29 protein-coding genes are annotated in these 25104 nt (G+C 68.5%); 10 read left to right on the top strand and 19 right to left on the bottom strand.

The features are described from left to right. Positions 1-58 precede the first annotated feature (58 nt). Positions 59-802, bottom strand: a complete 744-nt coding sequence (locus tag ACXJ16_RS10870) for a 16S rRNA (uracil(1498)-N(3))-methyltransferase (protein ID WP_324698012.1) — start codon at positions 800-802, stop codon at positions 59-61. Between the two features lie 139 nt (positions 803-941). Here ACXJ16_RS10870 and ubiA point away from each other — a divergent pair, with 139 nt between their 5' ends. Then, positions 942-1856: a 4-hydroxybenzoate octaprenyltransferase gene (ubiA, locus tag ACXJ16_RS10865; RefSeq protein ID WP_463920669.1), complete on the top strand. Its 915-nt coding sequence runs from the start codon at positions 942-944 to the stop codon at positions 1854-1856. Positions 1857-1862: 6 nt separating this feature from the next. Here ubiA and ACXJ16_RS10860 read toward each other — a convergent pair whose 3' ends face one another. The 5 genes from ACXJ16_RS10860 to ACXJ16_RS10840 form a co-directional block, all read right to left on the bottom strand. Beyond that, on the bottom strand, positions 1863-2393 hold the full coding sequence (locus ACXJ16_RS10860) for a hypothetical protein (protein WP_463920668.1): 531 nt from the start codon (positions 2391-2393) through the stop codon (positions 1863-1865). A 3-nt stretch (positions 2394-2396) separates the two neighbouring features. Continuing rightward, positions 2397-5834 (bottom strand): chromosome segregation protein SMC, encoded by a 3438-nt coding sequence (smc, locus tag ACXJ16_RS10855; RefSeq protein ID WP_463920666.1) that lies wholly within the window; start codon positions 5832-5834, stop codon positions 2397-2399. A gap of 34 nt (positions 5835-5868) precedes the next feature. Next, on the bottom strand, positions 5869-6633 hold the full coding sequence (locus ACXJ16_RS10850; protein ID WP_185998077.1) for a thioredoxin domain-containing protein: 765 nt from the start codon (positions 6631-6633) through the stop codon (positions 5869-5871). 182 nt (positions 6634-6815) lie between these two features. Beyond that, positions 6816-7562 (bottom strand): thioredoxin domain-containing protein, encoded by a 747-nt coding sequence (locus tag ACXJ16_RS10845; protein WP_054437040.1) that lies wholly within the window; start codon positions 7560-7562, stop codon positions 6816-6818. After that, on the bottom strand, positions 7562-8155 hold the full coding sequence (locus ACXJ16_RS10840; RefSeq protein WP_454797810.1) for a DUF721 domain-containing protein: 594 nt from the start codon (positions 8153-8155) through the stop codon (positions 7562-7564). Before ACXJ16_RS10840 ends, ACXJ16_RS10845 begins: the two co-directional genes overlap by 1 nt. A gap of 107 nt (positions 8156-8262) precedes the next feature. Here ACXJ16_RS10840 and mutY point away from each other — a divergent pair, with 107 nt between their 5' ends. The 3 genes from mutY to nudC are packed head-to-tail and all read left to right on the top strand — an operon-like array spanning position 8263 to position 11521. Continuing rightward, entirely contained in the window at positions 8263-9309 is a 1047-nt protein-coding gene (gene mutY / locus ACXJ16_RS10835) for an A/G-specific adenine glycosylase (protein WP_454796620.1), read from the top strand. Beyond that, the gene (locus ACXJ16_RS10830) at positions 9306-10631 is read left to right on the top strand and encodes a serine hydrolase domain-containing protein (RefSeq protein WP_463920665.1); all 1326 of its coding nucleotides are present in this window, start codon (positions 9306-9308) and stop codon (positions 10629-10631) included. The genes mutY and ACXJ16_RS10830 overlap by 4 nt, the downstream gene beginning before the upstream one ends. Then, the gene (gene nudC / locus ACXJ16_RS10825; RefSeq protein ID WP_463920664.1) at positions 10628-11521 is read left to right on the top strand and encodes an NAD(+) diphosphatase; all 894 of its coding nucleotides are present in this window, start codon (positions 10628-10630) and stop codon (positions 11519-11521) included. The genes ACXJ16_RS10830 and nudC overlap by 4 nt, the downstream gene beginning before the upstream one ends. Positions 11522-11707: 186 nt before the next feature. On the opposite strand, the gene ACXJ16_RS10820 is transcribed toward nudC, so the two are convergent. The 13 genes from ACXJ16_RS10820 to flgB all read right to left on the bottom strand — a co-directional run bounded on the left by ACXJ16_RS10820 (position 11708) and on the right by flgB (position 21400). Further along, complete coding sequence (locus ACXJ16_RS10820) at positions 11708-12556, bottom strand: flagellar motor protein MotB (RefSeq protein ID WP_054436654.1); 849 nt, start codon at positions 12554-12556, stop codon at positions 11708-11710. A 1-nt stretch (position 12557) separates the two neighbouring features. Continuing rightward, positions 12558-13421 carry a flagellar motor stator protein MotA gene (motA, locus tag ACXJ16_RS10815; RefSeq protein ID WP_132469421.1) on the bottom strand — a complete coding sequence of 288 codons (864 nt, stop codon included), beginning with the start codon at positions 13419-13421 and terminating at the stop codon, positions 12558-12560. A gap of 62 nt (positions 13422-13483) precedes the next feature. Continuing rightward, complete coding sequence (locus tag ACXJ16_RS10810) at positions 13484-14407, bottom strand: flagellin N-terminal helical domain-containing protein (RefSeq protein ID WP_185998072.1); 924 nt, start codon at positions 14405-14407, stop codon at positions 13484-13486. Between the two features lie 7 nt (positions 14408-14414). Beyond that, complete coding sequence (gene flgK / locus ACXJ16_RS10805; RefSeq protein ID WP_463920662.1) at positions 14415-15752, bottom strand: flagellar hook-associated protein FlgK; 1338 nt, start codon at positions 15750-15752, stop codon at positions 14415-14417. A gap of 3 nt (positions 15753-15755) precedes the next feature. Then, positions 15756-16130 carry a rod-binding protein gene (locus tag ACXJ16_RS10800; protein ID WP_324698036.1) on the bottom strand — a complete coding sequence of 125 codons (375 nt, stop codon included), beginning with the start codon at positions 16128-16130 and terminating at the stop codon, positions 15756-15758. After that, the gene (locus tag ACXJ16_RS10795; protein ID WP_185998070.1) at positions 16127-17257 is read right to left on the bottom strand and encodes a flagellar basal body P-ring protein FlgI; all 1131 of its coding nucleotides are present in this window, start codon (positions 17255-17257) and stop codon (positions 16127-16129) included. Before ACXJ16_RS10795 ends, ACXJ16_RS10800 begins: the two co-directional genes overlap by 4 nt. Beyond that, positions 17257-17928: a flagellar basal body L-ring protein FlgH gene (locus tag ACXJ16_RS10790; RefSeq protein WP_463920661.1), complete on the bottom strand. Its 672-nt coding sequence runs from the start codon at positions 17926-17928 to the stop codon at positions 17257-17259. Before ACXJ16_RS10790 ends, ACXJ16_RS10795 begins: the two co-directional genes overlap by 1 nt. A 5-nt stretch (positions 17929-17933) precedes the next feature. Continuing rightward, entirely contained in the window at positions 17934-18722 is a 789-nt protein-coding gene (gene flgG / locus ACXJ16_RS10785; protein WP_054436646.1) for a flagellar basal-body rod protein FlgG, read from the bottom strand. Positions 18723-18735: 13 nt separating this feature from the next. Continuing rightward, positions 18736-19479 carry a flagellar basal body rod protein FlgF gene (locus ACXJ16_RS10780; protein ID WP_324698040.1) on the bottom strand — a complete coding sequence of 248 codons (744 nt, stop codon included), beginning with the start codon at positions 19477-19479 and terminating at the stop codon, positions 18736-18738. A gap of 11 nt (positions 19480-19490) precedes the next feature. Continuing rightward, the gene (locus tag ACXJ16_RS10775; RefSeq protein WP_054436642.1) at positions 19491-20303 is read right to left on the bottom strand and encodes a flagellar hook-basal body protein; all 813 of its coding nucleotides are present in this window, start codon (positions 20301-20303) and stop codon (positions 19491-19493) included. A gap of 22 nt (positions 20304-20325) precedes the next feature. Next, positions 20326-20640 (bottom strand): flagellar hook assembly protein FlgD, encoded by a 315-nt coding sequence (locus ACXJ16_RS10770; RefSeq protein ID WP_054436640.1) that lies wholly within the window; start codon positions 20638-20640, stop codon positions 20326-20328. After that, complete coding sequence (flgC, locus tag ACXJ16_RS10765; protein ID WP_185998067.1) at positions 20637-21056, bottom strand: flagellar basal body rod protein FlgC; 420 nt, start codon at positions 21054-21056, stop codon at positions 20637-20639. The genes ACXJ16_RS10770 and flgC overlap by 4 nt, the downstream gene beginning before the upstream one ends. Further along, positions 21053-21400, bottom strand: coding sequence for a flagellar basal body rod protein FlgB (gene flgB, locus ACXJ16_RS10760; RefSeq protein ID WP_054436636.1), 348 nt, complete (start codon positions 21398-21400; stop codon positions 21053-21055). The genes flgC and flgB overlap by 4 nt, the downstream gene beginning before the upstream one ends. A gap of 213 nt (positions 21401-21613) precedes the next feature. On the opposite strand from flgB, the gene ACXJ16_RS10755 reads away from it, so the two are divergent. The 6 genes from ACXJ16_RS10755 to ACXJ16_RS10730 all read left to right on the top strand — a co-directional run bounded on the left by ACXJ16_RS10755 (position 21614) and on the right by ACXJ16_RS10730 (position 25077). Then, positions 21614-22297 carry a MotA/TolQ/ExbB proton channel family protein gene (locus ACXJ16_RS10755; RefSeq protein ID WP_082370276.1) on the top strand — a complete coding sequence of 228 codons (684 nt, stop codon included), beginning with the start codon at positions 21614-21616 and terminating at the stop codon, positions 22295-22297. Next, a complete protein-coding gene (locus ACXJ16_RS10750) occupies positions 22294-22806 on the top strand; it encodes a hypothetical protein (RefSeq protein ID WP_463920658.1) in 513 nt (170 codons plus the stop codon). The genes ACXJ16_RS10755 and ACXJ16_RS10750 overlap by 4 nt, the downstream gene beginning before the upstream one ends. 10 nt (positions 22807-22816) lie before the next feature. Further along, a complete protein-coding gene (locus ACXJ16_RS10745) occupies positions 22817-23311 on the top strand; it encodes a flagella basal body P-ring formation protein FlgA (RefSeq protein WP_463920656.1) in 495 nt (164 codons plus the stop codon). 110 nt (positions 23312-23421) lie between these two features. Next, positions 23422-23709: a flagellar biosynthesis anti-sigma factor FlgM gene (gene flgM, locus ACXJ16_RS10740; RefSeq protein ID WP_054436630.1), complete on the top strand. Its 288-nt coding sequence runs from the start codon at positions 23422-23424 to the stop codon at positions 23707-23709. Then, positions 23706-24080: a flagellar protein FlgN gene (locus ACXJ16_RS10735; RefSeq protein ID WP_324698050.1), complete on the top strand. Its 375-nt coding sequence runs from the start codon at positions 23706-23708 to the stop codon at positions 24078-24080. Before flgM ends, ACXJ16_RS10735 begins: the two co-directional genes overlap by 4 nt. 97 nt (positions 24081-24177) lie before the next feature. After that, on the top strand, positions 24178-25077 hold the full coding sequence (locus ACXJ16_RS10730; RefSeq protein WP_454796630.1) for a lytic transglycosylase domain-containing protein: 900 nt from the start codon (positions 24178-24180) through the stop codon (positions 25075-25077). The last annotated feature ends 27 nt before the right edge of the window (positions 25078-25104 follow it).

Genomic DNA, 25104 nt, shown 5'->3' with positions numbered 1-25104 from the left:
TTCCCGGCTGCCGCTCGCAGCGGGGTATCGGACCGCTTCAAGGCGTGGCCGCAGTGCTTCACCAGTCGCCCGCGGTGGCCATCCACAAGGCGGTGGCGCCGATGCTCGCCGTCTCGCCCCGCAGGATCCGGGGGCCGAGCGTGATCGCCCGCGCCATCGGATGGGCGCGGATGAGAGCACGCTCTTCCTCGTCGAACCCGCCCTCAGGCCCGACCAGCAATGCCGCCGGACCGGCGTGCGCCGCGAACTGCGCGGCCGCCGGGGCGCCGCCGGTCTCGTCTGCGAAGAACAGCGTGCGGCCTTCCGGCCAGTCCCGCAGTAGCGCTTCCAGCTTCAACGGCCCGGCCAGTTCGGGCAGGGCGGTGCGGGCGCACTGCTCGGCCGCCTCGGTCACGATGGTGAGCGCGCGTTCGGGGTTGAGCTTGTCCGCCACGCAGCGGCGCGTGATGACCGGCTGGATGCGCGCCACGCCGAGTTCGGTCGCCTTCTCCATCACGAGGTCGAAATTGGGCTTCTTGAGCAGCGCCGCGCAGAGCCAGAAGTCCGGCACCGCCTCGCGTTCGCGCAAATGGTCGCGCACTTCCAGGATCACGTCGCGCTTGCCGGCGGAGGTGACGGCACAGGCCCATTCGCCGGTTGCATCGTCGCACAGGATCACCGCGTCGCCGGGCGCGACTCGCATGACCTTGGACAGGTAATGCGCCTGCCCGCCATCGATCACGACGCTGCCGTTCGCGGCCAGCGGGCCGGTGACGAAAAGGCGCGGCGCGCTGCGCGGGGGCCATGCGGGGGTGGCGGCCATGGTCTTGTCGAAACTCCTGAAAACGGGGGCCTGCTTGTCGCGCGAAGCGGCTGCGGGCGCAACCGGGCGCGGGCGTGCACATGTGCACTAAGCACGTTCGGCCATGACATTCCGGTTTCGATGGGCTACTCGTCCGGGCGTGAGCGACTCTCTTCTCGTCCCGGATACGCAGCACCGCGGGCTCATTTCTGCCCTGCCGGCCAAGCCGCGCGCCTACGCCATGCTGGCCCGTTTCGATCGACCGATCGGCTGGTGGCTGCTGTTCTGGCCTTGTGCCTGGGGCGTGCTGCTGGCGGGCGGAGAAGCGCGCTGGGGACTGGTCCTCTGGCTCCTGCTCGGCTCCATCGTCATGCGCGGCGCGGGATGCGTGCTGAACGACATCGTCGATGCCGACCTCGATCGCAAGGTGGCCCGCACCGCGACGCGCCCGGTCGCCAGTGGGCAGGTCAGCGTCAAGGCGGCGTGGGTCTGGCTGCTGTCGCTCTGCGCGATCGGTCTCGTGGTCCTGCTGCAATTGCGCTGGCAGGCGCAGCTCGTGGCATTGGGCAGCGTTGCCCTGGTGGCGGCCTATCCTTTCATGAAGCGGATCACCTGGTGGCCGCAGGCATGGCTGGGCATGGTCTTTACCTGGGGCGCCCTGGTCGGCTGGGTGGAGATCCGGGGAGACAATCTCGCGGTGATCGCCGCGCTCTATGCCGGGTCGATCTTCTGGTGCATCGGCTACGATACGATCTACGCGCTTCAGGACCGCGAGGATGACGCCGTTGTCGGCATCCGTTCCTCAGCCCTGCGCCTCGGCAGCCACGTTCGCGGCGGTGTCGCCGGGTTCTACCTTCTGGCGGTAGCGTTCTGGGCGCTGGCCTTCTGGACGCTGCGGCATGACTGGGTGGCGCTGGTCGGCCTGCTGCCGGTGGCTCTGCACCTCGGCTTCCAGGTCGCTACCCTCGATACCGAGGACGGCGAGAATGCGCTCGCGCGGTTCCGCTCCAATCGCGACCTTGGCCTGGTCATGGCGCTGGCCTGCTGGGTGGTCGGCAACGCCGGTATGCTCTGAGCCCGTTCAGGCTTCGGCCGCCTTGCGAACGGCGGCAAGGATGCGCCTGCGGATGAGCCCGCTCACCGGACGGATCAGTAGCCAGTAAGGCCGGAATTTCCGCCGCGATCCTTCGTCCGGGCAGAACACCCGGGTCCGCGTGGTCAGCCAGTGCGTGCCGCCCGCTTCCGGCGCCAGTTCGAAACCGAGCGCCAGCTTCGGGACACCCGCTTCGCCGAAAGCCCGGAAGGCCGCGCCGCCTGCGATCTGGCGCAGGCCGTAGTCGGCCTGCCAGAACTGCCCGACCAGCCCGTAGACGAGTTCGTGCTCGCCGCGCTCCAGCAGGGTGAAGTTCCGCATTCCGAAAGGCTCTGCGCCGCGCCGCCCGGTCAGCCGGGCAGGCACTTCGCGCACGCCGATCATGATGCGGAAGAACGCATCCTCTTCCGGCCTGTAGGCCGCGACGGCATCGAGGATCGTCGCCGCATCGGCCGCGATCCGGCAGGCGTGAACTTCCGAGAACTGGAAGCGGGGCAGGTAGCCGTCGATGAGCGACACGGCCTATTCCGCCGCCAGCAGTTCCTCGGCGCCGACCAGATCGACGCTGACCAGCCGCGAGACGCCCTTTTCCACCATCGTCACACCGAACAGGCGGTGCATGCGGCTCATCGTCACCGCATTGTGAGTGACGATCAGGTAGCGCGTGTCGGTTTCCTGCGTCATCGCTTCGAGCAGGTCGCAGAAACGCTCGATATTGGCGTCGTCCAGCGGGGCGTCGACTTCGTCCAGCACGCAGATCGGCGCGGGATTGGTGAGGAACAGCGCGAAGATCAGGGCCACGGCGGTCAGTGCCTGTTCGCCGCCCGAAAGCAGCGTCAGCGACTGGAGCCGCTTGCCCGGCGGCTGGGCGAAGATTTCGAGACCGGCTTCCAGCGGATCGTCGGAATCGACGAGCGCGAGATGGGCCTGGCCGCCCTGGAACAGCCGCGAGAAGAGGTGACGGAAATGGCCGTCCACGGCTTCGAAAGCCGCACGCAGCCGTTCGCGACCCTCCCGGTTGAGATTGCCGATCGAGCCGCGCAGCCGGTTCACCGCCTCGGCCAGCTCCGCCTTTTCGGTGATGCTGGTGCCAAGCTGGCTTTCCGCCTCCGCAAGTTCGGTTGCGGCCACGAGGTTGACCGGACCGATCCTTTCGCGATCGGCAACGAGGCGTTCCATCGCCGCGATCTCGGCCTGCGCCTCGCCGACGTCGGCCGGGGCGAATTCGAAACGCTCGGGCAGGACGGGCGGCGGGCACTGGAAGCGCTCGCCCGAAACGCGGGTCATCTCGACGCGGCGGGCGTCCTCGTTCTCGGCGCGGGCGGCGGCCCCGGCGCGATGCTCGCGGGCGCTGGCCAGCAGTTCCTGCGTGGCGGCCAGCGCGGCATCGGCCTTGCGGGCGGCGTCCGTCACGAAGGCGACGGCAGCCTCGGCCTTGCCCAGTTCCTCGGCGATGCGATTGCGCACGGCTTCGCCCTGCTCGATCTGCTCCATGAGCGAGGCGGGCTTCGCGGCCACGACGGCACGCTCGCTCTCGATCTCCTCAAGCCGTCCGGCCATCTGGGCGAGGCGGTTGGCGGCATCTCCGGCGCGTGCCTGCCAGTTGCGGATATCGCCGCGCTGCGAGGCGGTGCGTTCCCGCGCGACGGCCAGCCCCTGGTCGTGCGAGGCGAGGGTTGCCGTGGAAATCTGGAGGGTCGCCCGGGCGCTGTCGTTCTTTTCGCGCGCGGCTTCGAGCCCGGCGCGGCCCTTCTCGGGGTCGGGCAGGACGGAGCGCTTGCCTTCGGCGACGGCGATGTCCTGTTCGGCGGCCTGGCGTTGTTCCGCCAGATCGCCCAGCGCACGATCTACCTCGGCGCGGCGGCTTTCCTGGCGGACGCGGGCATCCTCGGCCTGATCGGCGGCGCGCAGGGCGCCGCGTTCGGCATTGGCGGCATCGGCGATCGCGCGTTCGGCGGCGACGAGGGCGGCGGCGTGGGCGGAAAGCTGCTGCTGTACTTCGGCCTGCCGTGCCTCGGCAGCGGCAACGGCCTCTCGCAAAGGCGGAAGCTGGGCGGCAAGCTGTTCGAAGCGGTTTTCCGCCTCCAGCCGGGCCGCTTCGGCCGCACCTTCGCCGCGCGCGACGAAACCGTCCCAGCGGCGCAGCGCACCGGCGCGGGTGACGAGCCATTCGCCGGTGCCGAGTTGGCGGCCATCGTCCTCATCGACGACATGGACGAGGGCAAGGCGCGCCGCGAGTTCCGCGGGGCACCGGGTGACGTGGGCGGCCAGACTGTCCTTCACTGCAGCCGGAGCCTGCGCGCCGGTCCAGAAGCGGCCGTCCGCACTGGCGATTTCGCCGAGCGGGGCCTTGGCATCGCGGCCGAGCACGGCGGCGACGGCCCGTTCGTAGCCGGGGGCGACGCGCAGGGCATCGATCGCGACCGGCAGGCCATGCGCGGCCTTGGCGCCCTTGGCGCGGGCTTCGCGGTCCTTGAGCAGGGCGCCGTGTTCGCGCTCGATCCCGGTCAGGTCGGCGCGGGCGCCGGCCAGCGTCGATGCGGCGGCATCGCGTTCGGCCTGAAGCGCGGTCTTGCGGGCCTGCTGCGCGTCCAGTCCCTCGCGCGCGGCGGCAAGGGCGGCGGTGGCGGCTTCGGCCCGGGTCCGCGCATCGGTGACGGCGGCCGCGAGATCGCCCGCCGCGTCAAGCGCCTCGACTTGCGCGGCAAGGCGCGCGGCTTCGGCGGCGAGCCGGTCCAGCCGGCTGCGTGCCTGCGAGAGTTCGGCTTCGGCGATGCGCCATTCGGCCTCTACCCCGGCCTGCGCGGCGGTGGCCTGGGCGAGATCGAGTTCGGCGGCGCGAGCCGCGCGGTCTGCGCCTTCGAGGGCATTGGCGAGGCGCGGGCGCTGCGCTTCGTCGATTTCGAGCTGGCGGGCGCCATCGGCCAGTTCGCGCTCGAGCCGGGCAAGCGCTTCCGCGGCGTCGCGGGTCATGCGGTCGGCGTCGCCGCGATCCTCGTCGAGCCGGTTCTTCTGGCGATCGAGGTCCCGTAGGCGCTGTTCGGCGGCTTCGAGCTGGCTGGTCAATGTGGCCATGCGGTGGCCCTGCGCGCTGGCGTCGTCGCGGCGGTCGGCCAGTTCGTCACGCGCTTCGACGAGCGCTTCGGCGGCCTTGGCCTGCGCATCCTGCGCCTGTCTGGCGGCATCCTGTGCGGCGGTGACCCGCGCTTCGGCGCCTTCGGATTCCTTGCGTGCAGCCTCGGCGGCCTGCGCGGCGTCGCGCCAGCGGGCGAAGACCAGGCGGGCTTCGGCCAGGCGGATCTGGTCCGACAGGGCCTTGTAACGCTCTGCCGCCTTGGCCTGTCGGCGCAGGCCGGCGACCTGCTTGTCGAGCCCGGCCATGAGGTCTTCGAGGCGCGAGAGATTGGCCTCGGTGGCGCGCAGCTTCTGTTCGGCGTCCTTGCGGCGGACGTGCAGGCCGGCGATGCCCGCCGCTTCTTCCAGCATGGCGCGGCGTTCGGCGGGCTTGGCGGCGATGACGGCGGCAATGCGGCCCTGGCTGACGAGCGCCGGACTGTGCGCGCCGGTGGCGGCATCGGCGAAGACCAGCGACACGTCCTTGGCGCGCACGTCGCGGCCGTTGATGCGATAGGCGCTGCCGGCGCCGCGCTCGATGCGGCGGACCACTTCGAGTTCCTCGCGCGTGCCGTTGGCGTCCGGCGCGGTTTCGGCCTGCAGCACCACTTCGGCGAAGGCGCGGGGCGGGCGGGTGGCGGTGCCCGCGAAGATCACGTCCTCCATGCCGCCGCCGCGCATCGACTTGGCCGAGCTTTCGCCCATGACCCAGCGGATCGCTTCGAGGAGGTTGGACTTGCCGCAGCCGTTCGGGCCGACCACGCCGGTCAGCCCGGGCTCGATGCGCAGTTCCGCCGGTTCAACGAAGCTCTTGAAACCGCTGAGCTTGAGCCGTCTTATGCGCATCTTGCTTCGATCAGTTCACGAAAGGCGGCGCGCGTCAGCGCGCGCCGGCTTCCTGCAGCTTGGCTTCGAGTTCTTCCCAGCCCATCGAACCCACGGTGTTGCCGTTGATGATGAACGTGGGGGTGCCGGTGACGTTGAACTCGGTGGTGGCTTTCTGGGTCTGGTCGGCGAAGGCCTTGGCCTTGGCGGTATCGGCGAGGCAGGCCTTGCCCTGATCGCGCGAAATCCCGCGCGAGGCGAAGAATTCGGTCATGCCGCCCACTTCGGCGATGGCGGCCATCTGCTGGTCCTTGGGCAGGTCCTGTATCTGCTTCATCCGCGCGTCTCCGGCGGACTGCAGGTTCTGGAACATGTTCGGCTGCCAGGCCCAGAACTGCTCGCTGAGCGGCAGGACCGCCTCGGTTGCGCCGCAAGTGGCGAGCAGCGAGGCCGGAATGTCGAAGACGTTGAGCATGAAGTAGCGCAGTTCGTAGCTTACGCGGCCGCTGGCGACGTAATCGTCACGCAGCTTGTCGAAGCCCTTCTGCGCGAATTCCGCGCAGTGCGAGCACGAGAGCGCGCCATACTCGACGAGCTTGATCGGTGCGTCCGGGTTGCCGATGCGGTAGCCGCCTTCCGACGTCTTGACCACGTCCTCCGCCCAGGTCTTGCCGGCGGGTGCGGCGACCTTGGGCAGCGGCTGGGCCGACTTGGGGGCTTCTCCGGCGCCTTCGTCCTTCTTGCCGCAGGACGCGAGGCCCAGTGCGAGCGGTGCGGCGATCATTCCGAGGGCGAGGGAGCGCATGGTGATGCGGATCATGTCAGCGAATCCTTGTGAGAGGACGGGGAAACTAGCCCAAGGCTTGGGCGGATAACAGCGGGAGAGGGCGGAAAGACGGGCGCTTTCCCACAGGAATCCGCCCGTTTTCCGTGCTTTCGGCGAGATGATGGGCCGGTGCCTCGAAGCGGGCGCCCGAAATCGGGCTGCCCGCGCGCGCACCGTCAGATCGAGCCCTTGCGGCGGGCGGCCATCCTGTCGGTGATCTCCTTGGAGAGGCCCGCCCAGTCGTGCGTGTCGAGCAGCTTGCCGTCGAGGATGAAGCTGGGCGTGCTGTTGACGCCGCTCTTGGCCACGGTGGCCTGCTGCTGCTTGATCGTGTCGAACACGGCCTCGTTCGCGAAGCAGGCGTCGGCCTGGGTGCGGCTCATGCCCCATGCCGCGACCTTGGAATAGAAGTCCAGGTCGCTGGCGATCGCCTTCATGCGATCGGGCAGCGCGCCCTGGTACCAGCGCTTTTCCTGTTCCTCGCTCATCTTTTCGAGCTTGCCCATCCAGCTGTCCTGGCTGGCGAGGAAGGCATTGTGCCGCACGAAGAAGCGCTTGGGATCGCCGCAGGTCGTCAGCATCGAGATGGTGAGGTCGATCGGGTTGCGCAGCAGGGTGGTGACGGTGACGCCGATCTGGCCCTTGGGCACCATGGTCAGCCGCAGCGTAGGATCGGCCTCGCGGTTGAAGTGCGCGCAGTGCGGGCAGGTGTAGCTCACGAATTCGGTAAGCTGCATCTGGGCCTTCGGGTTGCCGTACATATGGCTGCCGTCGGGCGTGACGACGATCTGGTTGGCCCAGTTGGAGGCGGGGTTGGAACTGGGCGCCAGCGGCTTGCGGACGGGCGTGGAAGCAGGCTTGGCGGCTGCAACGCTCAGCAGGGCGCAGGCGGCAAGGGCGGCAAGACGCAACGTGGACTTCATCACTGCTTTTCCTGATTTTCCGTTTGGGCATCTTCCTGGGCACCGAGGCTGCGGGCCAGGGATTCGAGCACCGCGCGAAGCTCGGGATCGCCGATGTCACGCAGCGATTCGCCCAGTTCGTAGGGTACGGGTTTCAGCGAGGGCGGGGGCGCCTTCGGCCGGGTGGCGGGCGGCGGCTTGACCTCGCCTTGCCGGATTTTCACCTTTGCCACGGCCATGTAGCCGAAGAAGCGGTTCACCCGGTCCATGATCTCGGGCACGACGTGCTGGATCATCGGGGCATGGGCGGGCAGGACCACCAGCTGGAGAATGCCGTCGCACTTCTCGCCCGGAGGGAAGCGGATCGATTCGGGCGAGCAGACGCGCGCATGGCGCAGCCCGACGATATCGGGCCAGCGCGTCACCACGCTGGACTGGATGAAGCCGAACCGGCGGAACGCCGTGCGGCCCACTTCGGGCATGAGGTCGGAAATAGCGCGGGCTCCGCCGCCGCGCGGGCGTTCGTAGAGCCGGGGGGAGGCGGGTTTGGGCTTGGTCTTGGCCGCGGTTTTCGGGCCGGCTTTGGTTCCGGCCCGGGCGCCGCGCTTCGGCATGGCTTCAGGCGCGGACTTGGCGCCCATGGGCGACGCAGTTTCGCCCTTGTCCGATCCTTTGAACTGATCCCGTTCCATTGTGGCCGCTCCAATGCCATAGGGCGCTGATGGACGCCAGCCGCGATACGATCTCCCGCAAGGTTCTCGACTGGTACGATGCCCATGCCCGTGCCTTGCCGTGGCGCGCCCCTCCCGGCACGGCGGCCCCCGATCCCTACCGCGTCTGGCTGTCCGAGGTCATGCTGCAGCAGACCACGGTGGCGGCGGTGAAGGACTATTTCGCCAGGTTCACGAATCGCTGGCCCACCGTCATGGACCTGGCCGCCGCATCGGACGAGGACGTCATGGCGGCGTGGGCGGGGCTCGGCTATTATGCCCGCGCCCGCAACCTGCTGGCCTGCGCCCGCGAAGTCGCCGCGCGGGGCGGGGTGTTTCCCGATACCGAGGAGGGCCTGCGCGCCCTGCCGGGACTGGGGGCCTATACCGCCGCCGCCGTCGCCGCGATCGCTTTCGGGCGGCGGGCCGTGGTGGTGGATGCCAATGTCGAGCGGGTGGTCACGCGGCTCTTCGCGGTCACAGCGCCCTTGCCGGGATCGCGGCCGGAAATTCGCGCGCTTGCCGATACGATCACCCCGCAGGACCGCGCCGGAGACTTTGCGCAGGCGCTGATGGACATGGGCGCCACGGTCTGCACCTCGCGCAGCCCCCGCTGCCTGCTTTGCCCGCTGTCCTCGCCCTGCCGCGCGAGGGCCGAGGGCGAGCCGGAACACTATCCGGTCAAGGCGCCGAAGAAGGCCAGGCCTGCCCGCAAGGGCCGCGCCTTCTGGATCGAGCGGGACGGGAAGGTCTGGCTGGTGCGCCGCGGGGACAAGGGAATGCTGGGCGGAATGCGCGCCCTGCCGGACGACGGCTGGTCCGCGCGGGCGGACGGGCATGGAGAGGCGCCCTTGCCCGGATCGTGGGAAAGCGCGGGCCGGGTCGGGCATGTCTTCACGCATTTTTCGCTCGAACTCTCGCTTTCGGTTCATTGCGGCGCGGCTTCGGCCGATCCGCCGGGGGCGGGCGAATGGTGGCCGGTTGACCGGCTGGACGATGCGGGCCTGCCCACGCTCTTCGCCAAGGCCGCCGCACTGGCGCGGGCGCCCGTCGCATGAGCGCGGAACGCCGGCGACTGGAGGCGCGGATCGACCGTCGTTCGCTGCTGCACATGGCGGGACTTGCCGGGATCGGCGCGGCGCTCATGCCGCATCTCGCCTGGGCTGCCGAGCAGGACGAGAACCTGCCCCGCGTGCGCGCGCTGGTGGAACGGTGGATCGGCTCGGGCCTGCTGCCGGGCATGGTCGCCTCGCTCGGCCAGCCGGGGCGGGAGCCCGAATTCGTCACGCGCGGCGCGCAAGGGTTCAACGATTCCGCGCCGATCACCGCCGACAGCCTGTTCCGCATCTATTCGATGACCAAGCCCGTCACCGGGATCATGGCGATGGACCTGATCGCGCAGGGCAGGCTCGGGCTGGACCAGCCGCTGCACGAAATCCTGCCCCGTTTCGCGCAGATGAAAGTGCAGGACCGTTACGACGGTTCGCTCGCCGCGCTCCATCCGGCGCCGCGCGCCATCACGATCCGGCACCTGCTCACGCATACCTCGGGCCTGGGCTATTCGATCGTGCAGACCGGGCCGGTCCGCGAATTGATGCAGGCGAAGGGGCTTGCCGCCGGACAAGTGAGCCGCTTCAAGGTGCCCGGCTTCACCGATGCTGCGCCCGCACCCAGCCTTGCCGCGTTCGCCGACCGCCTTGCCGAGGTGCCGCTGGTCTACGATCCCGCCACGCACTGGAGCTATTCGCTCGGGCTGGACCTGATGGGCCGGGTGATCGAGGTCGTCACCGGGCGGCCCTTCGACGCCTATCTGCGCGAGGCCCTGTTCGAACCGGCGGGGATGGCCAGCACCGCGTTCCAGGTGCCGAAAACAGAGACGAAGCGCCTCACCACCAATTACGCGGCGCTCGGCAAGGTGCTGGTGCCGATCGACGAGCCGGGCAACTCGGTGTTCCTCGATACACCGGCGTTTCCCTTCGGCGGTTCCGGCCTCGTCAGTACGCCGCGCGACTATGACCGGTTTCTGCGCCTGCTTGCCCAGCGCGGCACGATCGACGGCAGGCGGGTGCTGGCCGAAAGCGCGGTGGAGACCGGCACCGCCGACCTGCTGCCCCCCGGCGTCGCGTTTTCCGCCATGCTTCCGGCTGGCAGCGGCTTCGGCGCGGGCGGGCGCGTGGGCAAGGGCGCGGAGAACGGGCTGTTCGGCTGGGCCGGCGCGGCAGGGACGGTGGGCATGGTGGACATGATCCGGGGCCTGCGCTCGCAGCTGTTCGTGCAGTTCATGCCGCCAAACGCCTTCGATCTCATTCCCCAGTTCCAGACCGCGCTGAAGGCCGATGTCATGGCCCTGCTCGCGCATCTCCCGGAGACCCGTTCTTGAACAAGCCCATCGCTTTTGCCGGTTCGCACCTCGACCGCGCCGATCATATCCGCAACGATCCCGATGCCCTCTTCGCGCTCCAGTCCGCCGAGGCGCGGCTGATGCGGATGGAGGGGCTCGACGCGGTGCTGGCCGAGGACGGTTCGCTGGTCTGGGGCACGCTCGCCGATGCAGAGCCGGGCAGCGAGATGATCTTCCTCGGGCTGGACGGTTCGGTGCCCTGTTTCGCCGAAGTGCCGGTAGTGGTTCCGCCCGGCGGACCGCTCGCCACCCCGGTGAACTGGCATGCCATGGCCGTGCTCGATCCGGGCGAACTGGCGGCCTATGGCGGCGCGCGCTCGCTGGTGAGCTGGCACAGCCGCCACCGCCATTGCGCGGTCTGCGGCCATCCCACCGTGCTTGCCAAGGGCGGCTGGCAGCGCAGTTGCACCAATCTCGATTGCCAGGCCGAACACTTCCCGCGTGTCGATCCGGTCACGATCATGCTGGTGGAGCATGAGGGGCGCGCCCTGCTGGGCCGCCAGCCGCGCTTCCCGGCGGGGCGTTATTCGACCTTGGCGGGTTTCGTGGAGCCGGGCGAATCCATCGAGGAAGCCGTGGCCCGCGAAATCCATGAGGAAGCCGGCGTGCGCGTGCGCGACGTGACTTATGTCGCCAGCCAGCCGTGGCCGTTCCCATCCTCGCTGATGATCGGCTGCCATGCCTTCGCCGATGACGATGCGATCACCATCGACGCCACCGAACTGGAGGATGTCCGCTGGTTCGCGCGCGAAGAGGTGGCGGAGGCGCTGGAAGCGGTGGGGCGCGGCGAAAGCGGCAAGGCGTTTGGCGCACCGCCTGCCCATGCGGTGGCGCACGTGCTGATGCGCTGGTGGCTCGATCGCGGCTGAAGAACCTAGGGTCAGGACCCATTAATCACGCCTGCGAGCCATTCCGGTGTCCCGGAGGGATTTGATCAAAATGGCCCGGTGCAGCGTCAGAAAGTCTTGAAATATAGACATATTACTACGCCTTCCTTCCTCGCTCTGAGCCATTTTGATTCAAACCTCGCAGGCGTGATTAATGGGTCCTGACCCTTAGTCCGCCAGCGTGATCGAGATGCGCCGGTTGCGCGGGTCATGCGGATCGGCGGGGATCAGCAGTTCGGTATCGGCCACGCCTTCGATCCGCCTGAACCGGGCGGGTTCCACGCCGTCGCGGATCAGTTGCTGGCGGGTCGCTTCGGCGCGCCCAGCTGAAAGCGACCAGTTGTTGCCGGGAATTCCCTGCTTGTAGGGCAGGGCATCGGTGTGGCCCCGGATCGTCAGCGGGCCGCCGCCTCCACCTGCTTCGGTGCCGATCGCCTGCGAGATTGCCGAGAGCAGTTCGACGGCCTGCGGGGTGAGGATCGTGGTACCGAGCCGGAACATCGAGAAATTGGCATCGTCCACCATGTCGATCCGTACGCCCTGCGTCGTGTCCACCATGCGGACCTGCCTGGCGAGGCGGCGCAGGCGCTCGGTGGAGGCGAGCTTCTTTTGCAGCGCCTCCTTGGCGCGCGAGCTGCGCTTGATCTTGCTGCCGCCCTCCTTCGGCCCGCCGGTAGCATCGCGCGGGATGGTGAGGGTCTTGGTGCCGGTCTGCCCGGCCTTGAAGGGGTAATTGTCCACCTGGGTCAGCGAAGCGCCGCCGAGCACGCCCTGGCCCGATCCGGCGCTGCCCTGCTTGGTCTTGACCAGCGTGGGGGTGAAATAGTCGGCAATGCCGCGCCGCTGCTTCTCGGTGGTGGCGCCCAGTATCCACAGAAGCAGGAAGAAGGCCATCATGGCGGTCACGAAGTCGGCATAGGCGACTTTCCAGGCACCGCCATGATGCCCGGCGGCGACCATGGTGATCTTCTTGACGATGATCGGCCGGGGCGGTTCGGGCTTCTTCCTGATTGCCATGTCAGCGGCCTCTCATCGCGTCGAGCAGTTCGGAAAGGCCGGGGCGGAAGGCGTGGCCAAGGCCGGATCGCGCCGATTCCACCACCAGCGGCTGCGGCCAGCCGTGCAGGCTGGCGATGATGACCTGCTTCACCGCCTGGAAGATCTGCTCGTCCTGCTCCAGCACCTGCTTGAGCCGCCCCGCCAGCGGGGAGACGATGCCATAGGCCAGAAGCACGCCCATGAACGTGCCGACCAGCGCCGAGCCGATCATCGCGCCCAGGATCGAGGGCGGCTTGTCGATCGAGCCCATGGTCTTCACCACGCCCAGAACGGCAGCGACGATACCGAGCGCGGGCAGCGCATCGGCAAGGCCCTGGAGGGCGTGCTGCGGTTCGTGGATCTCGTGGAAATGCGTCTTCATCGCATTGTCCATCACGTCTTCCACCGCGTGGACTTCCAGCGTGCCGGAAGAGACGACGATCAGGGTCAGGGTGTCGCAGATCAGGTGAATGAGCGGCTTGTTCGCCAGCAGGCGCGGGAATTCGGCGAACAGCGGGGAAACCTCGGGCTCGTTCACATGGCTTTCCAGCGCCACCGGTCCTTCCGAGCGCAGGATCTTCATCAACCGCGTGGTCAGGATGATGGCGTCGATATGATCCTGCCGGTTGTGGCGGGGCCCCTTGAAGACCTTGCCGAGGCCGCTGCCCAGCGCCTTGATCTCGTGCATCGAGTTGCCGGTGACGATCGCGCCCACGGCGGCGCCGCCGATGATGAGCATTTCGTGCGGGATCGCTTCCAGCACCGGGCCCAGCGCGCCGCCGGTGATCGCAAAGCCGCCGAAAACCATCACCAGCAGAATGACGACGCCGATGATTACGAACATGAAGGAAGTCCCCTGTCAGGCGGTGCCCGGCCTGCCCCCGCAGACCGGATGCGGAAGGCGGCTCAGGTCAGCTGGTCGAACAGGTTGAGCGAGGCGAGCCGGGAGAAGCTGGCCTGGCTGGCCTCCAGCACGGTCATGGTTTCCTGAAGCTGGGCGAGCGTGGTGGCGAGATCGGTGCTGCCGAGGTCCGCTTCTTCCGAGGAACGCAGTTCGGACAGGTTGACGCGGCGGTCGTCGGTCACCTCGATCCAGGCGAGGCGGGTGCCGATCACGGTCTGGCCGGTGGTCAGCGTGTCGAGCCCGGTCTTGAGGTCGGCCAGTGCATTGCCCGCCGCGCCTGCCGGATCGGCCGAGGCGCCCTGAAGCGCGGCCGCCAGGTTCTTCACCACCGCCATGAGATCGGTCGCGCTGCCGCCTGCGGCGTTGAACGAGAGGAAGGCGGGACCGGTGATCGAGCGGGTCACGCTCTGCCCCGCACCCAGCGGCAGTTCGGCGGAACTTGCGGTGCCGACGTAGACGGCATTGCCGGAGGCATCGAGCGCATAGGCATCACCCGCGCTTTCGCCGCCGAACAGGGCATGGCCGCTCGAATCCCGCGCATTGGCAAGGGCGACGAGGTTGCTGAAGATCTGGTCCAGCTCCTGCCCGATCGAGGCGCGCTGCGTATCGGGCAGGGTGGCGCTGGCCGCCTGCGTGGCGAGTTCCTGCGCGCGGATCAGCGCATCGGCCATGTCGGACATGGCGGCATCGGCAAGCGACAGGTCGGCGTTGGCGCGGTTGGCGTTGGTCTGGTCAATCCCGGAGAGCTTCTCCTGCCGCGCCAGCGAGCGCAGGCGCGATGCGGCCACCGGATTGTCCGAGGACCGTTCCAGCTTGCTGCCGCTCGACATCTGCGCCTGATAGTTCTCGGCCTGCGTGCGCAGGTCCTTCATGTCGCGGCGGGCGCGCTCGAAGAAGGCGCTGGTGCTGGTGGATACGATCGACATTGCGCGGTTACCTGATGGCGAGGATGGAATCGAAGATGTCGGAAGCGACCTGCATGACCCGGCCCGAAGCCTGATAGGCCTGCTGGAAGCGGGTGAGGTTGATGGCCTCCTCGTCGAGATCGACGCCCGCCTGTGCCTGGAGCGCGACCTTGGCGGTCCCGGCGATGGATTCCAGTGCGTCGCGGGTGACGGTGCGCCCGGCGACGGCACTGGAAATCCCGAACAGCATGGTGTCCATGGCACCGGCCGGATCGGCACTGTCCAGCGCGCTGCGCATGGCGACGAGGTTGGAGGTGTCACGACTGTTGGCGCCCGAGCCTGCGGGAGCGGTCGCGATCTGGCTGCCGCTGGCGAGGGCGATCGTCATGGTCGATGCGTCGGTGCCGGAGAACATCGGCTGGCCGCTTGCCCCGGCAAGGTCGGCGCCCGCGGTTTGCGCGGTATTGAGCGTCGAGATCACGCCCGAGGCAATGGCATCGAGCTGGTCGTGCACGGCGGCGAGCTCGGTCAGCGCCTGTCCCTTGCCCGCCAGCGCGCCGGAGGACAGCGTTGCCGCCGTACCGCCCAGCGTGAAGGAGATCGTGCCGTCCGCGGCGGTGGCCATGGCGAGGGGCGCGGCGCTGCCGCCGCTCACGAGGCTGGGGCCGCCCGCACCGCCGATCCGCACCTGGACCGAGCCGTCCGATGCGAACGTGGTGGAGATGTCCACTTGCCCGCTCAGCTTCTCCAGCAGGGAATCGCGCTGGTCCAGCAGGCTGGTCTGGTCGCTCGATGCGTCGGATGCGCGGGCGAGGCGCAAGTTGACGCGCGCCAGTTCGGCGGCAGTGGTGTTGACCGAATCGACCCCGTCCTGCGCCTCGAAGCGCAGGCCCTGGCCCACCGCGTCGAGGCTGGAGGCGGCCGTGTTGAAGGTCTGCGCCAGCGTGCGGCCCTGCTCCAGCGCCGAGGCGCGCAGCGAACCGTCGGTAGGGTCGGACAGGAGTTGCTTCAGCGCGGCTTCGAAATCCACGATCGCATCGTAGACGCCGGTCTGCTCGACCGCGCTTTCTATATTCTCCAGGCCCTGCACTTCGGCGCCGGCGCGGGCGGCGTCCGAGCCGGTGCGGCGCACTTCGGACTGGCGGAACATGTCCGCATTGCGCACGATCCCGGTAACGCGAACGCCCGCGAGGTTGAGCGCGCCCGGCGAGGAGGCGACCGAATTGATCGCCAGTTCGGACAGCGAGATGCTGCGGCGGACATAGCCTTCGGACGAGGCGTTGGCGATGTTCTGCGCGGTCACGTCCAGCGCGGCCTTGGCGGCGCGAGTGCCGGAACGGGCAATGGTGATGAGGTCGGCGGCCATGGCTTACTTCGCCTTCGCTTCGGCATGAGCGGAAGATGCGGTATCGGAGGGTGCGTCGCTCGACGAAGGCGCCTGTCCCGGGGCTGACGAGGATCCGGCCACGAACCGCGCCATCTGGTCCTCGATGATCCTGGCGAGGCCCAGCACGCCGCTTTGCGCGGTCACGTCGGCAAAATGCTCGTCCTGCATCTGGTTGAAGGTATCGAGCGCCTGGCTGGAGAAAAGCTGCTCGCCGCCGAAGTGGCTCTTGCGCGCCTCGGCCAGCATCTGGCGCACGAACATGGCCTCGAACTGCCGGGCGGTGGCGGCCAGCTTTTCGCGGTCGGTGGCGCCGGGCGCGATCTTCATGCCCGGGAGAGTGGAGGGAATCGTGCTCATATCACTACCATTTCGGCTTTCAGGGCGCCCGCCTGCTTCAGCGCTTCCAGGATCGCCACGAGGTCCGACGGGGTAACGCCCAGCAGGTTGAGCGCATCGACCACGCGCGAGAGCGAGGCCCCGCCCCTGAACAGGGCGACCGAGCGCTTCTCCTCGTCAGTGGTGATCGCGGAATGCTCCTCCACTTCGGTACGGCCCCGGCTGAACGGCGCGGGCTGGACGACCGTGGGGTTTTCCTGGATGCGCACGGTGAGCTTGCCATGGCTGATCGCGGCGGGCGACAGGCGCACGGCCGAGTTGATGACGACCGTGCCGGTGCGGCTGTTGATGATGACGCGCGCCGGCGTTTCGGCGGGGTCGACATCGATCATCTCGATCGCCGCCATCATCGAGGCGCGGGTATCGGCCTCGGCGGGCAGGCGCAGGGCCACGGTCACGCCGTCCTCGACGGTGGCGGTTCCGGGCAGGCGCATGTTGATCGCATCGCGCACGCGGGCGGCGGTCAGGAAGTCGGACGTGAAGAGGTTCCAGCGCAGTGTGCTGCCGTCCTCGAAGCCGGTGGCGACCGCGCGTTCGACGCTGCCGCCTTCGGCGATGCGCCCCACGGTCGGGATGTTGATGGTTACGTTCGATCCGTCGCGCGCCGAGACGCCGAGCCCGCCGACCGCGAGGTTGCCCTGAGCCATGGCGTAGATCTGCCCGTCTGCACCATAGAGCGGGGTGAGGATCAGCGCCCCGCCGCGCAGGCTCTTGGCCTTGCCGATCGTGGAGACGGTCACGTCGATGCGCTGGCCGGGCTTGGCAAAGGCGGGCAGGTCCGCCGTGACCATGACGGCGGCAGCGTTCTTGAGGCCGGGCGAGATGCCGGGCGGCAGCGTCAGCCCCATGCGGCCCGAGACGCCCTTCATCGCCTGCGTCGTATATTCGAGATTGTCGTCCCCTGTGCCCGGCAGGCCGACGACCACGCCGTAGCCGGTGAGCTGGTTCGAGCGCACGCCCTGGAACTGGCCAAGGTCGCGCACGCGCTCGGCATGGGCATGGACGGGTGCGAGGAACACGATCAGCAGGACCACGAGGGCCGCGATCAGCGTGGGCAGCCAGCGCCGGGAGAGGGAGGCCATGGTCATCAGAACGGCGAGATCATGTTGAAGAACTGGCCGAGCCAGCCCTGGCGGCCGCTGCGCATGATGGCGCCCTTGCCGGTATATTCGATATGAGCGTCGGCGATGCGCGTCGAGGCGACGGTATTGTCCTCGTCGATGTCGGCGAGGCGGACGATGCCGGAGAACCGGACCCATTCGTCTCCCTGGCTGACGAGCATCTTCTTCTCTCCTCTCACGAGCGCGGTCCCGTTGGGGCGCAGTTCGGCAATGGTCACGGACAGCACCGAACTCAGCGAACTGGTCTGCGTGGCGCTGCCCTGACCATTGAACGTCGAGGATGAGCTGGCGTTAAGGGCATTGGGGTTGAGGAACGACAGCGGCCCCGATGTCGGCGGGGTGATCGAGGCGCCGCCGCCTTTCTGGCTCTTGGAGCCGGCGGTCTTGGCGGCGGTGGTCGATTCCACCAGCAGGATCGTCAGCGGATCGCCCACGCGCGCCGCGCGGGTGCCTCCGTAAAGCGGGGCATAGCCGGCCGAGACGCTGAAGATGCCGCCGGTGGCCGCCTGCGGCTGCGCGGCGGGCGGTACGGGAAGCGTCGGCTCGAAGCCCGAGGGCCTGGCGGGCTTCTTTGCGAATACCGGCGGCGCGGCAATGGCCATGAACGCCGCCGAGGCCAGCAGGAATGTGCGACCCATGGCCATCACAACGTCTGGTTCGCGTTGCGCAGCATCTCGTCCACCGCCGAGATCATCTTCGAATTGATCTCGTAGGCGCGCTGGGTCTCGATCATGTCGACCAGCTCCTCGACGATGTTGACGTTCGAGCCTTCCAGCATCCCCTGCCGGATCATGCCGCGCCCTTCCTCTCCGGCGATGCCAAGCTGCACCGGGCCGCTGGCGGCGGTCTCGCGCAGGAAGTTGTCGGAGGCGGCCTGAAGCGCCGCCGGATTGGTGAACTGCGCGATGCTGATCTGGCCCAGCTCGCTCGGTTCGGTCTGTCCGGCCACCTGGGCCGACACCGTGCCGTCCTCCGAGACCGTGATCGAGGTCGCGCCTTCGGGAACGGTGATCGGCGGCTGAAGCAGGTAGCCCTGCGACGTGACCAGCTCACCCTGCGGCGAGCGGGTGAAATTGCCCGCGCGGGTATAGGCCAGTTCGCCGCCGGGCAGGGCGATCTGGAAATAGCCCTGCCCATCGAGCGCGAGGTCGAAGGTATTGCCGGTGGTCTGGAGCGAGCCTTGCGTCTCCATGCGGCTGGTGGACTGCACCGCCACGCCGGTGCCGAGGTTGAGCCCGGTGGCGTAAGTCGTCTCGCTCGAAGACTGGGCGCCTGCCACGCGGGAATCCTGGTAGGCCAGCGTGGCGAAGTTGGCGCGGTCCTTCTTGAAGGCGGTGGTGCTGACGTTGGCCAGGTTGTTGGCGATCACGCGCATCCGCGTGTCCTGCGCCTCCAGCCCGGTGCGGGCGACCTGTAGAGCGGAAGTGGGCATTGTCGTGGTTTCCTCAGCTATCGATGCGCATCAGGCGCACGCTGCCTTCGTCGAGCTGGCGGGCGGTCTCGACGAGCTTGGTGCGCATGTCGAACAGGCGCTGGGCCGAGATCATCTCGGTCAGCACTTCCGACGGAGAGACATTGGAGCCTTCGAGCGCGCCGGGGATCACGCTGGCGTTCTCGTCCTCCGGCAGTACGCCGCCTCCCGCGACCCGGAACACGCCGGTCAGGTCCTTGGCGATCTGCGATCCGCTGGGGTCCACCAGCTTTAGCCGGTCCACCCGCTGCGGCGGATCGCCGGGGGTGGCGGGGTCGGTGACGAGGATGCCGCCGTCCTGGGCGATGGTGACGCCGGAGCCCGGCGGCAGCGTGATCGGTCCGCTCTCGCCCAGCACGGGCAGGCCGTCGCCGTTCTGGAGCACGCCCGTCACCGTGACCGAGAGGTCGCCCCGACGGGTATAGGCTTCGCCGCCGTCGCCTGCCTGCACCGCCAGCATGGTGTCTCCCTGCATGGCCACGTCGAGCGGCTGGCCGGTGCGGTTCACCGTCCCGGCCTTCATCGAGGCGCCGCTGACTTCGGTGCCCGAAAGCGCCCGAACTTCGAGCTGCGGCCCTTCCAGTGTGTTCGGCGTGGCCTGCAGGATCTCGGCGCGGAAGCCGATGGTCTGCGAATTGGCCATGTTGCTCGCGATCACGCGCTCGCGGTTGAGCGAGGCGTTCATTCCCGAGACGGCGGTGTAGATCAGGCGGTCCATGGCGGCTGCGATCAGGTCCGCAGGTTGATGATCGTCTGCGAGATCTGCGAGGCGGTATCCACGGCCTTGGCATTGGCCTGGAAATTGCGCTGCGCGGTGATCAGGCTGACCAGCTCTTCCGAAAGATCGACATTCGATCGCTCGATCGAGCCCGAGAGCAGGCTGCCGTAGAGGCCGGAGCCCGGCTGGCCATAAGTCGCCGCGCCGGAGCGTCCGGTGGCCGACCATGAGGCGTCGCCCAGTTGCTTGAGCCCGTTGGGCGCGATGAACGAGGCCAGCGCGACGACGCCGATGGTGACGTTCGAGGCATCGGCATATGTCGCGACGACTTCGCCGGTGGGCTCGATGGTGACGCCCGCGAATTCCGAACCGGCGGCATTGGTTGCCGGGATCTGCGCGGAAAGCGGGGTCGTGCCGGAAACCGCGCCGCTGGCGTCGACCGGGAAGACCTGGAGCCGGGCGCCCTGCGCATTGTGGATATAGCCGTCCCCGTCCACCGAGAACGAACCGGCGCGGGTATACTGGATCGCGCCGGAAAGCGGCGAGGCGACGGTGAAGAAGCCCTCGCCGTTGATCGCCACGTCGAGTGCCGATCCGGTCTGCTCCATCGCGCCGAGGCCGAAGTCCTGCTTGATCGAGGCGACGCGGGCGCCGATGCCGGTGGTCAGCGTGGGGTCGGTCAGGATCGAGGACGAGACGATGTCGGCGAAGGCGGTGTTGCTCTTCTTGAAACCGGAAGTCTCGGCATTGGCGATGTTGTTCGAGATGACGTTGAGGTCGGTCTGGGCGTTCTTCAGCCCGGTGAGGGAAGTGTAGAAGGACATCGGATTCTCCTGGAAACGGGGGTCAGTTGCCGCTGGCGGCCAGCGCGGCGATCGCCGCCTGCGTGGCGTTCTGCGCGCTTACGAGGGTATCGAGCTTGGAGGAGATGGCCTTGAGCGTGTCCGCCATCTCGGTCGTGCCGGCGAGGGACGAGAACTGCGCCATCTGGGCGAGCATCTGGGTCTGGTCCATCGGGTCGAACGGGTCCTGCTGCTTCATCTGCGCCAGCATCAGCTTCAGGAAATCGCCCTGGTCGAGATCGCCCAGCGAGGTCTTTCCGCTCGAGGTCGAGGCGGTGCTCGCGGCCGATGTAACGGCATTGGTGGTGATAACGGTCATTTCAGCCTCATCGTGTCGAGCATGAGCTGCTTCGCGGTGGAGAGGGCCTCGACCAGGTTCTGGTACTGGCGCGAGGCTTCGAGCATTTCGACCATCTCCGCGTTCTCATCGACCGGAGCGGTCCAGACATCGCCGTTCGCATCGGCGAGCGGATGGTCGGGGCTGTGCTGGCGCACGGCGGCGGCGCCTTCCCGCATCACGCCCTGCACGGAAACCGAGGCGAGGCCGCTGGCCTGGTCGAGGTCTTCGGCGAAAACGGTGCGGATCGGCTTGTAGGCCTGTTCCTCGCTGCCCGAGACGGTCCCCGCATTGGCGAGGTTGGAGGCGGCGGCGTTCATCCGCACGAGCTGCGCGGACATGCCGCGCTGGGCGAGGGTGAACATCGTCATCGGTTCGCGGCCGGCGGGCATCGTCATTCGCCCTTCAGCGCGCGGGTGACGGTTTCGACCCGCCCCCGGATGAACTGGAGCGTGGCCGAATAGCCCACCGCGTTCTCGGAAAAGGCGAGCTGCTCGTTCTGGAGCTCTACCGTATTGCCGTCGAGCGAGGGCATGACCGGCACACGGTAGAGCGCGGCGCCTTCGGCGGCATCGGCAAGGCCGACGCCGCGCTCCGCCGAGCGCAGGGCGGCGGTGAAATCGATGTCGCGCGCCTTGTATCCGGGCGTGGCGGCATTGGCGATGTTCGAGGCGATCAGGCCCATGCGCTGCGAGCGAAGCTCCAGTGCGGCGGCATGAATCCCGAACAGGTCCTGTGGCATGGTGTTGCAGCTCCAGAGAGTGTTCGCCGCTTTTCACCGCAAGGGGTGTGCCAATCCGCCCAAGCGCCGGATTTCCCGGCTTTCTCCGCTGCGGCCCGGGCAGGGGCGGGCCTGTCGGGCGGCAAGGGTTTGCCGGTTTTGCGGCAAGGCGCGTCCGGGGCTGAAACTCCGCGAAAACTGCCGTTCTGCGGGTGAGAAGGAGAAGCGCCCGCCATGCAGCCCGAACATCTTCTGGACCCCGCCAGCGCCCTGATCGTGGTGGGAGGCACCGTGATCGCCACGATCCTGCGCTGCGGGCTGAGCGATTGCATTACCGCCGCAGGGGTGCTCGCCGCTCTGTTCCGCCGCCCCTTCGATCCCGAGCGCGCGCGGGCGGAGATGGCGGTGCAGGTGCAGGAGATCCGGCGGGACGGGGTGATCCGATCCCAGCCTGCCGCCACCGGCGATGCCGAGTTCGACGAGGCGACCGCCATGCTGATCGGCAGCCGCTCGCTCGGCGCGCTGCAACTGGCGCATGCCGCACACAAACGCCGCCGCATCGAAAGGAGCCAGCGCGCGGTGCGCACTTTCATCCAGGCGGCGGACCTTTCGCCGGTTTTCGGGCTGGCGGGCACGCTCGTCGCGTTGAACCAGCTTCCGCCGCTCGATCAGCCCGAAGCGGACTTTTCCGTCGCCATCTCGATGGCGGTGCTGACGACGCTTTACGGGCTGCTGCTCGGCAACCTCCTGTTCACGCCGTTGGCCCGGGTGGTGGCGCGCCGTGCGGCCGACGAGGAGCGGGACCGGCAGACGGTGATAGACTGGCTGGAAGGCCAGGTGGCCGACGCGCTCCCCAGCACTGAGCGCGCCGAACATGCCGGGCGTGCCGGGCGCGAAGTGGCGGAGGCGCATTCGTGAGCGCACGCACCGCCGCGAGCTGGCAGACTTCGCTGGCCGATCTCTCGCTCATCCTTTTCATGATCTCCGCTGCCGCCATCAGCCGCCAGCAGGATCATCTCCGGAAAGCGAAAGTGGAGCGGGCCGAGCTTCGCGAGGCACCTGCCGCCGCTTCGGCTTCCTCGCCGGAGGGAACGCCGCTGGCGGTCTACATCGCCGCTCCCGGCGCTCCGCCGCTTGCCCGCTGGCTGGCGCAGCAGGCGGGCGATCCGCGCCAGCGCCTGACTGTGGCCGCGCCTTACGGTCCCGCATCGGGCGATCTGGCGCGGGCGATGTCGGAGGCGGGGCGGCTGGCGCGCGAAGCGGGCGCGGCGGGGCGTGAAGCAAGGATCGTCGTCGAACCGGGCGAGGGGCCTGCCCGGGTGGTCCTCGCGTTCGATGTCGCCGCATCGCAAGGCGCGGCAGGGGCCATGGCACGAACCTTGCTGGAAAGGAGGCAGACCCCCGGCGAAGGAGTGCGCCCCCGATGACAGGATTCAGATGATTGCCGCCCTGCTCCTTGCCGCTGGAACGGCCTTGGGCGGCTTTGCCGATCTCGATGCGGTGGACCGCCAGGTTGCCGTGTTCACGGGCTTTCCGGTGGGCGCGGTCGGCGGTGCGGCCATGCCGGTGGATCGCCGCCTCAAGCTCAGGCCCTGCCGCACCGGCCTTGCCCTGTCATGGCGCAGCGCGGCGCAGGACAGCGTGCTCGTGCAATGCGGGGATCCCGATGGCTGGCGCCTCTTCGTGCCGGTGCGCCGCGCCGGCCCGGCGGCTCCCGACGCCCCGGCGGCACTGGCAGTGAAGCGGGGCGATGCCGTGTCCATCGCCGTCGAGGGTGACGGTTTTTCGGTGTCTCAGCCCGGCGAGGCGCTTGAAAGCGGCGCAATCGGTGCGTGGATCCGGGTGCGTCCGGTGGTGGTGGGCAAAGGGCGGCCTGCGGAAATGCACGCGCAGATCGTCCGGCCGGGTCTCGTTTCCTTGCAGCTGCCTTAACCTCGTAAAAGCGCCGGGTTCGCTGCTTGCGGGAAAATCCCGCGGCCGCCCCTTAACAGTTTCGTCCGGGCGCCGTCCTTGAGGGAAACGAATTTTCCAGGAGCCAGACCATGCCGCCCATCGAAGTGGGATCAACAAGCGCCCTGAGCGCGATCAACGCCCGGTTCGCCCGTGCCAGCGGCACGGCAAGCCAGCAGACCACGAGCCTCGCGGCCTGGTCCGACAGCCCCACCGTGGATGCTTCCTCGGCGCTCGATCCCGGCAGCGTGCCGGTCGATACGGACCGCGTGGCGGAGATCCGCAAGGCGGTGGAGAACGGCACTTATCCGGTGATCCCCACCCAGATCGCCGATGCCATGATCGCGGCAGGCGTTTTGCTGAGGAGTCATAAGGAATGACCCGGCGGGCTGGCGGAGGCCCGGCTTCGGCAGCGGATGCGGGCGGCACCGAACTGCGCGAGATCCTGCGGCAGATGCTTGCCGTTCTCGAAGGCGAGCGGCAAGCGCTTGCCGGGCTGGATCTTGACGCCATCATCGGCGCCACCCGCGACAAGGACCGTCTTTGCGGCTCGCTTGATGCCGTCGAGGCGGCGGAAATCGACGAGGAGTGCCGGAGCCTGCTGGAAGCGGCGCGGCGGCTGAACGAGATAAATCGTCAGGTTCGCAACATCATAGCCGCCAATGTCGCCACCCGCCTCAACATGCTGACGGGCGCGCCGCAGCTCTACCGGGCCGGTGCGAACTACGCGCTCGTGGCCGGCCGCGCCTGAGCCCGCCGGTAAAAGCGCCATCCGGCACAGGCCTTGCCGAAACTGGCACGTGCCTTGCGGAAGGGGCTCCCGAACCAATCGGAACGGGAGTTTCACATTGAGCGAGGCACAAGTCACGAGTGCCGGAATTGTCGGCGCGGGCGGCAGCGCCCGTGCACAGGGGAATGGCGCGCGCGCCGCGATCGCGCGCGCGGCGCAGGCAACCGGGGTCGACTTCCAGTACCTGATGGCGCAGGCCCGGCTGGAATCGAGCCTCGATCCGGGCGCGCACGCCGATACCTCCAGCGCGGCGGGACTGTTCCAGTTCACGAACGGCACCTGGCTGAACACGCTGGGCCGACACGCGGCGGACCACGGCATGGCCTGGGTCCAGCAGGCGATCAGCGGCGGCGGGCTTTCCGACCCCGGCACCCGCGCGCAGATCATGGGTCTGCGCTACGATGCCGATGCCTCCGCGCTCATGGCGGCCGAACTCGCGAACGACAACCGGGCGGACCTGACGGCGCGGCTCGGCCGGGAGCCGGATTCCTCCGAGCTCTATCTCGCGCATTTCCTCGGTTCGGCAGGCGCGGGACAATTCCTCTCGGCGCTTGCTGCAGACCCCTCGCAAAGTGCGGCATCGATCCTGCCGGCTGCGGCCGCGGCCAATCGTTCGATCTTCTTCCAGAACGGCGCAGGCGGGTCTTCGCCGCGCAGCCTCGGCGGGGTGATGGACCTCATGCGTGCCAAGATGGCAGGCGCGATGGAGGGCGGCTTCGATGGAGAGGGCTGGGATGGAGCCCCCGCTTACGCATCCACTTATGCCTCTGGCGCGGCGCAGGCGCCGTCCGGGCCGATCGCGCGCGCATTCCGCGAGGCTGCGGCGGAGGCCGGCGCGCAATCCGCGCCGCGCACCTCGATGGCCGAAACGCTGCGCGGCATGTTCAACGCGGCGGGCAGCAGTGCGCCCGCGCACGTCCGCGATGCCTATGCCCGACTTGCGGGGCTTGGCCTGTGAACCGGCTCCTGCGCCGTTTCGGCGATA

The organism is Novosphingobium sp. TK71 (assembly GCF_055361505.1).
The sequence above is the reverse complement of the archived record's forward strand: the minus strand, read 5'-3'. Positions and strand labels throughout refer to the sequence as shown.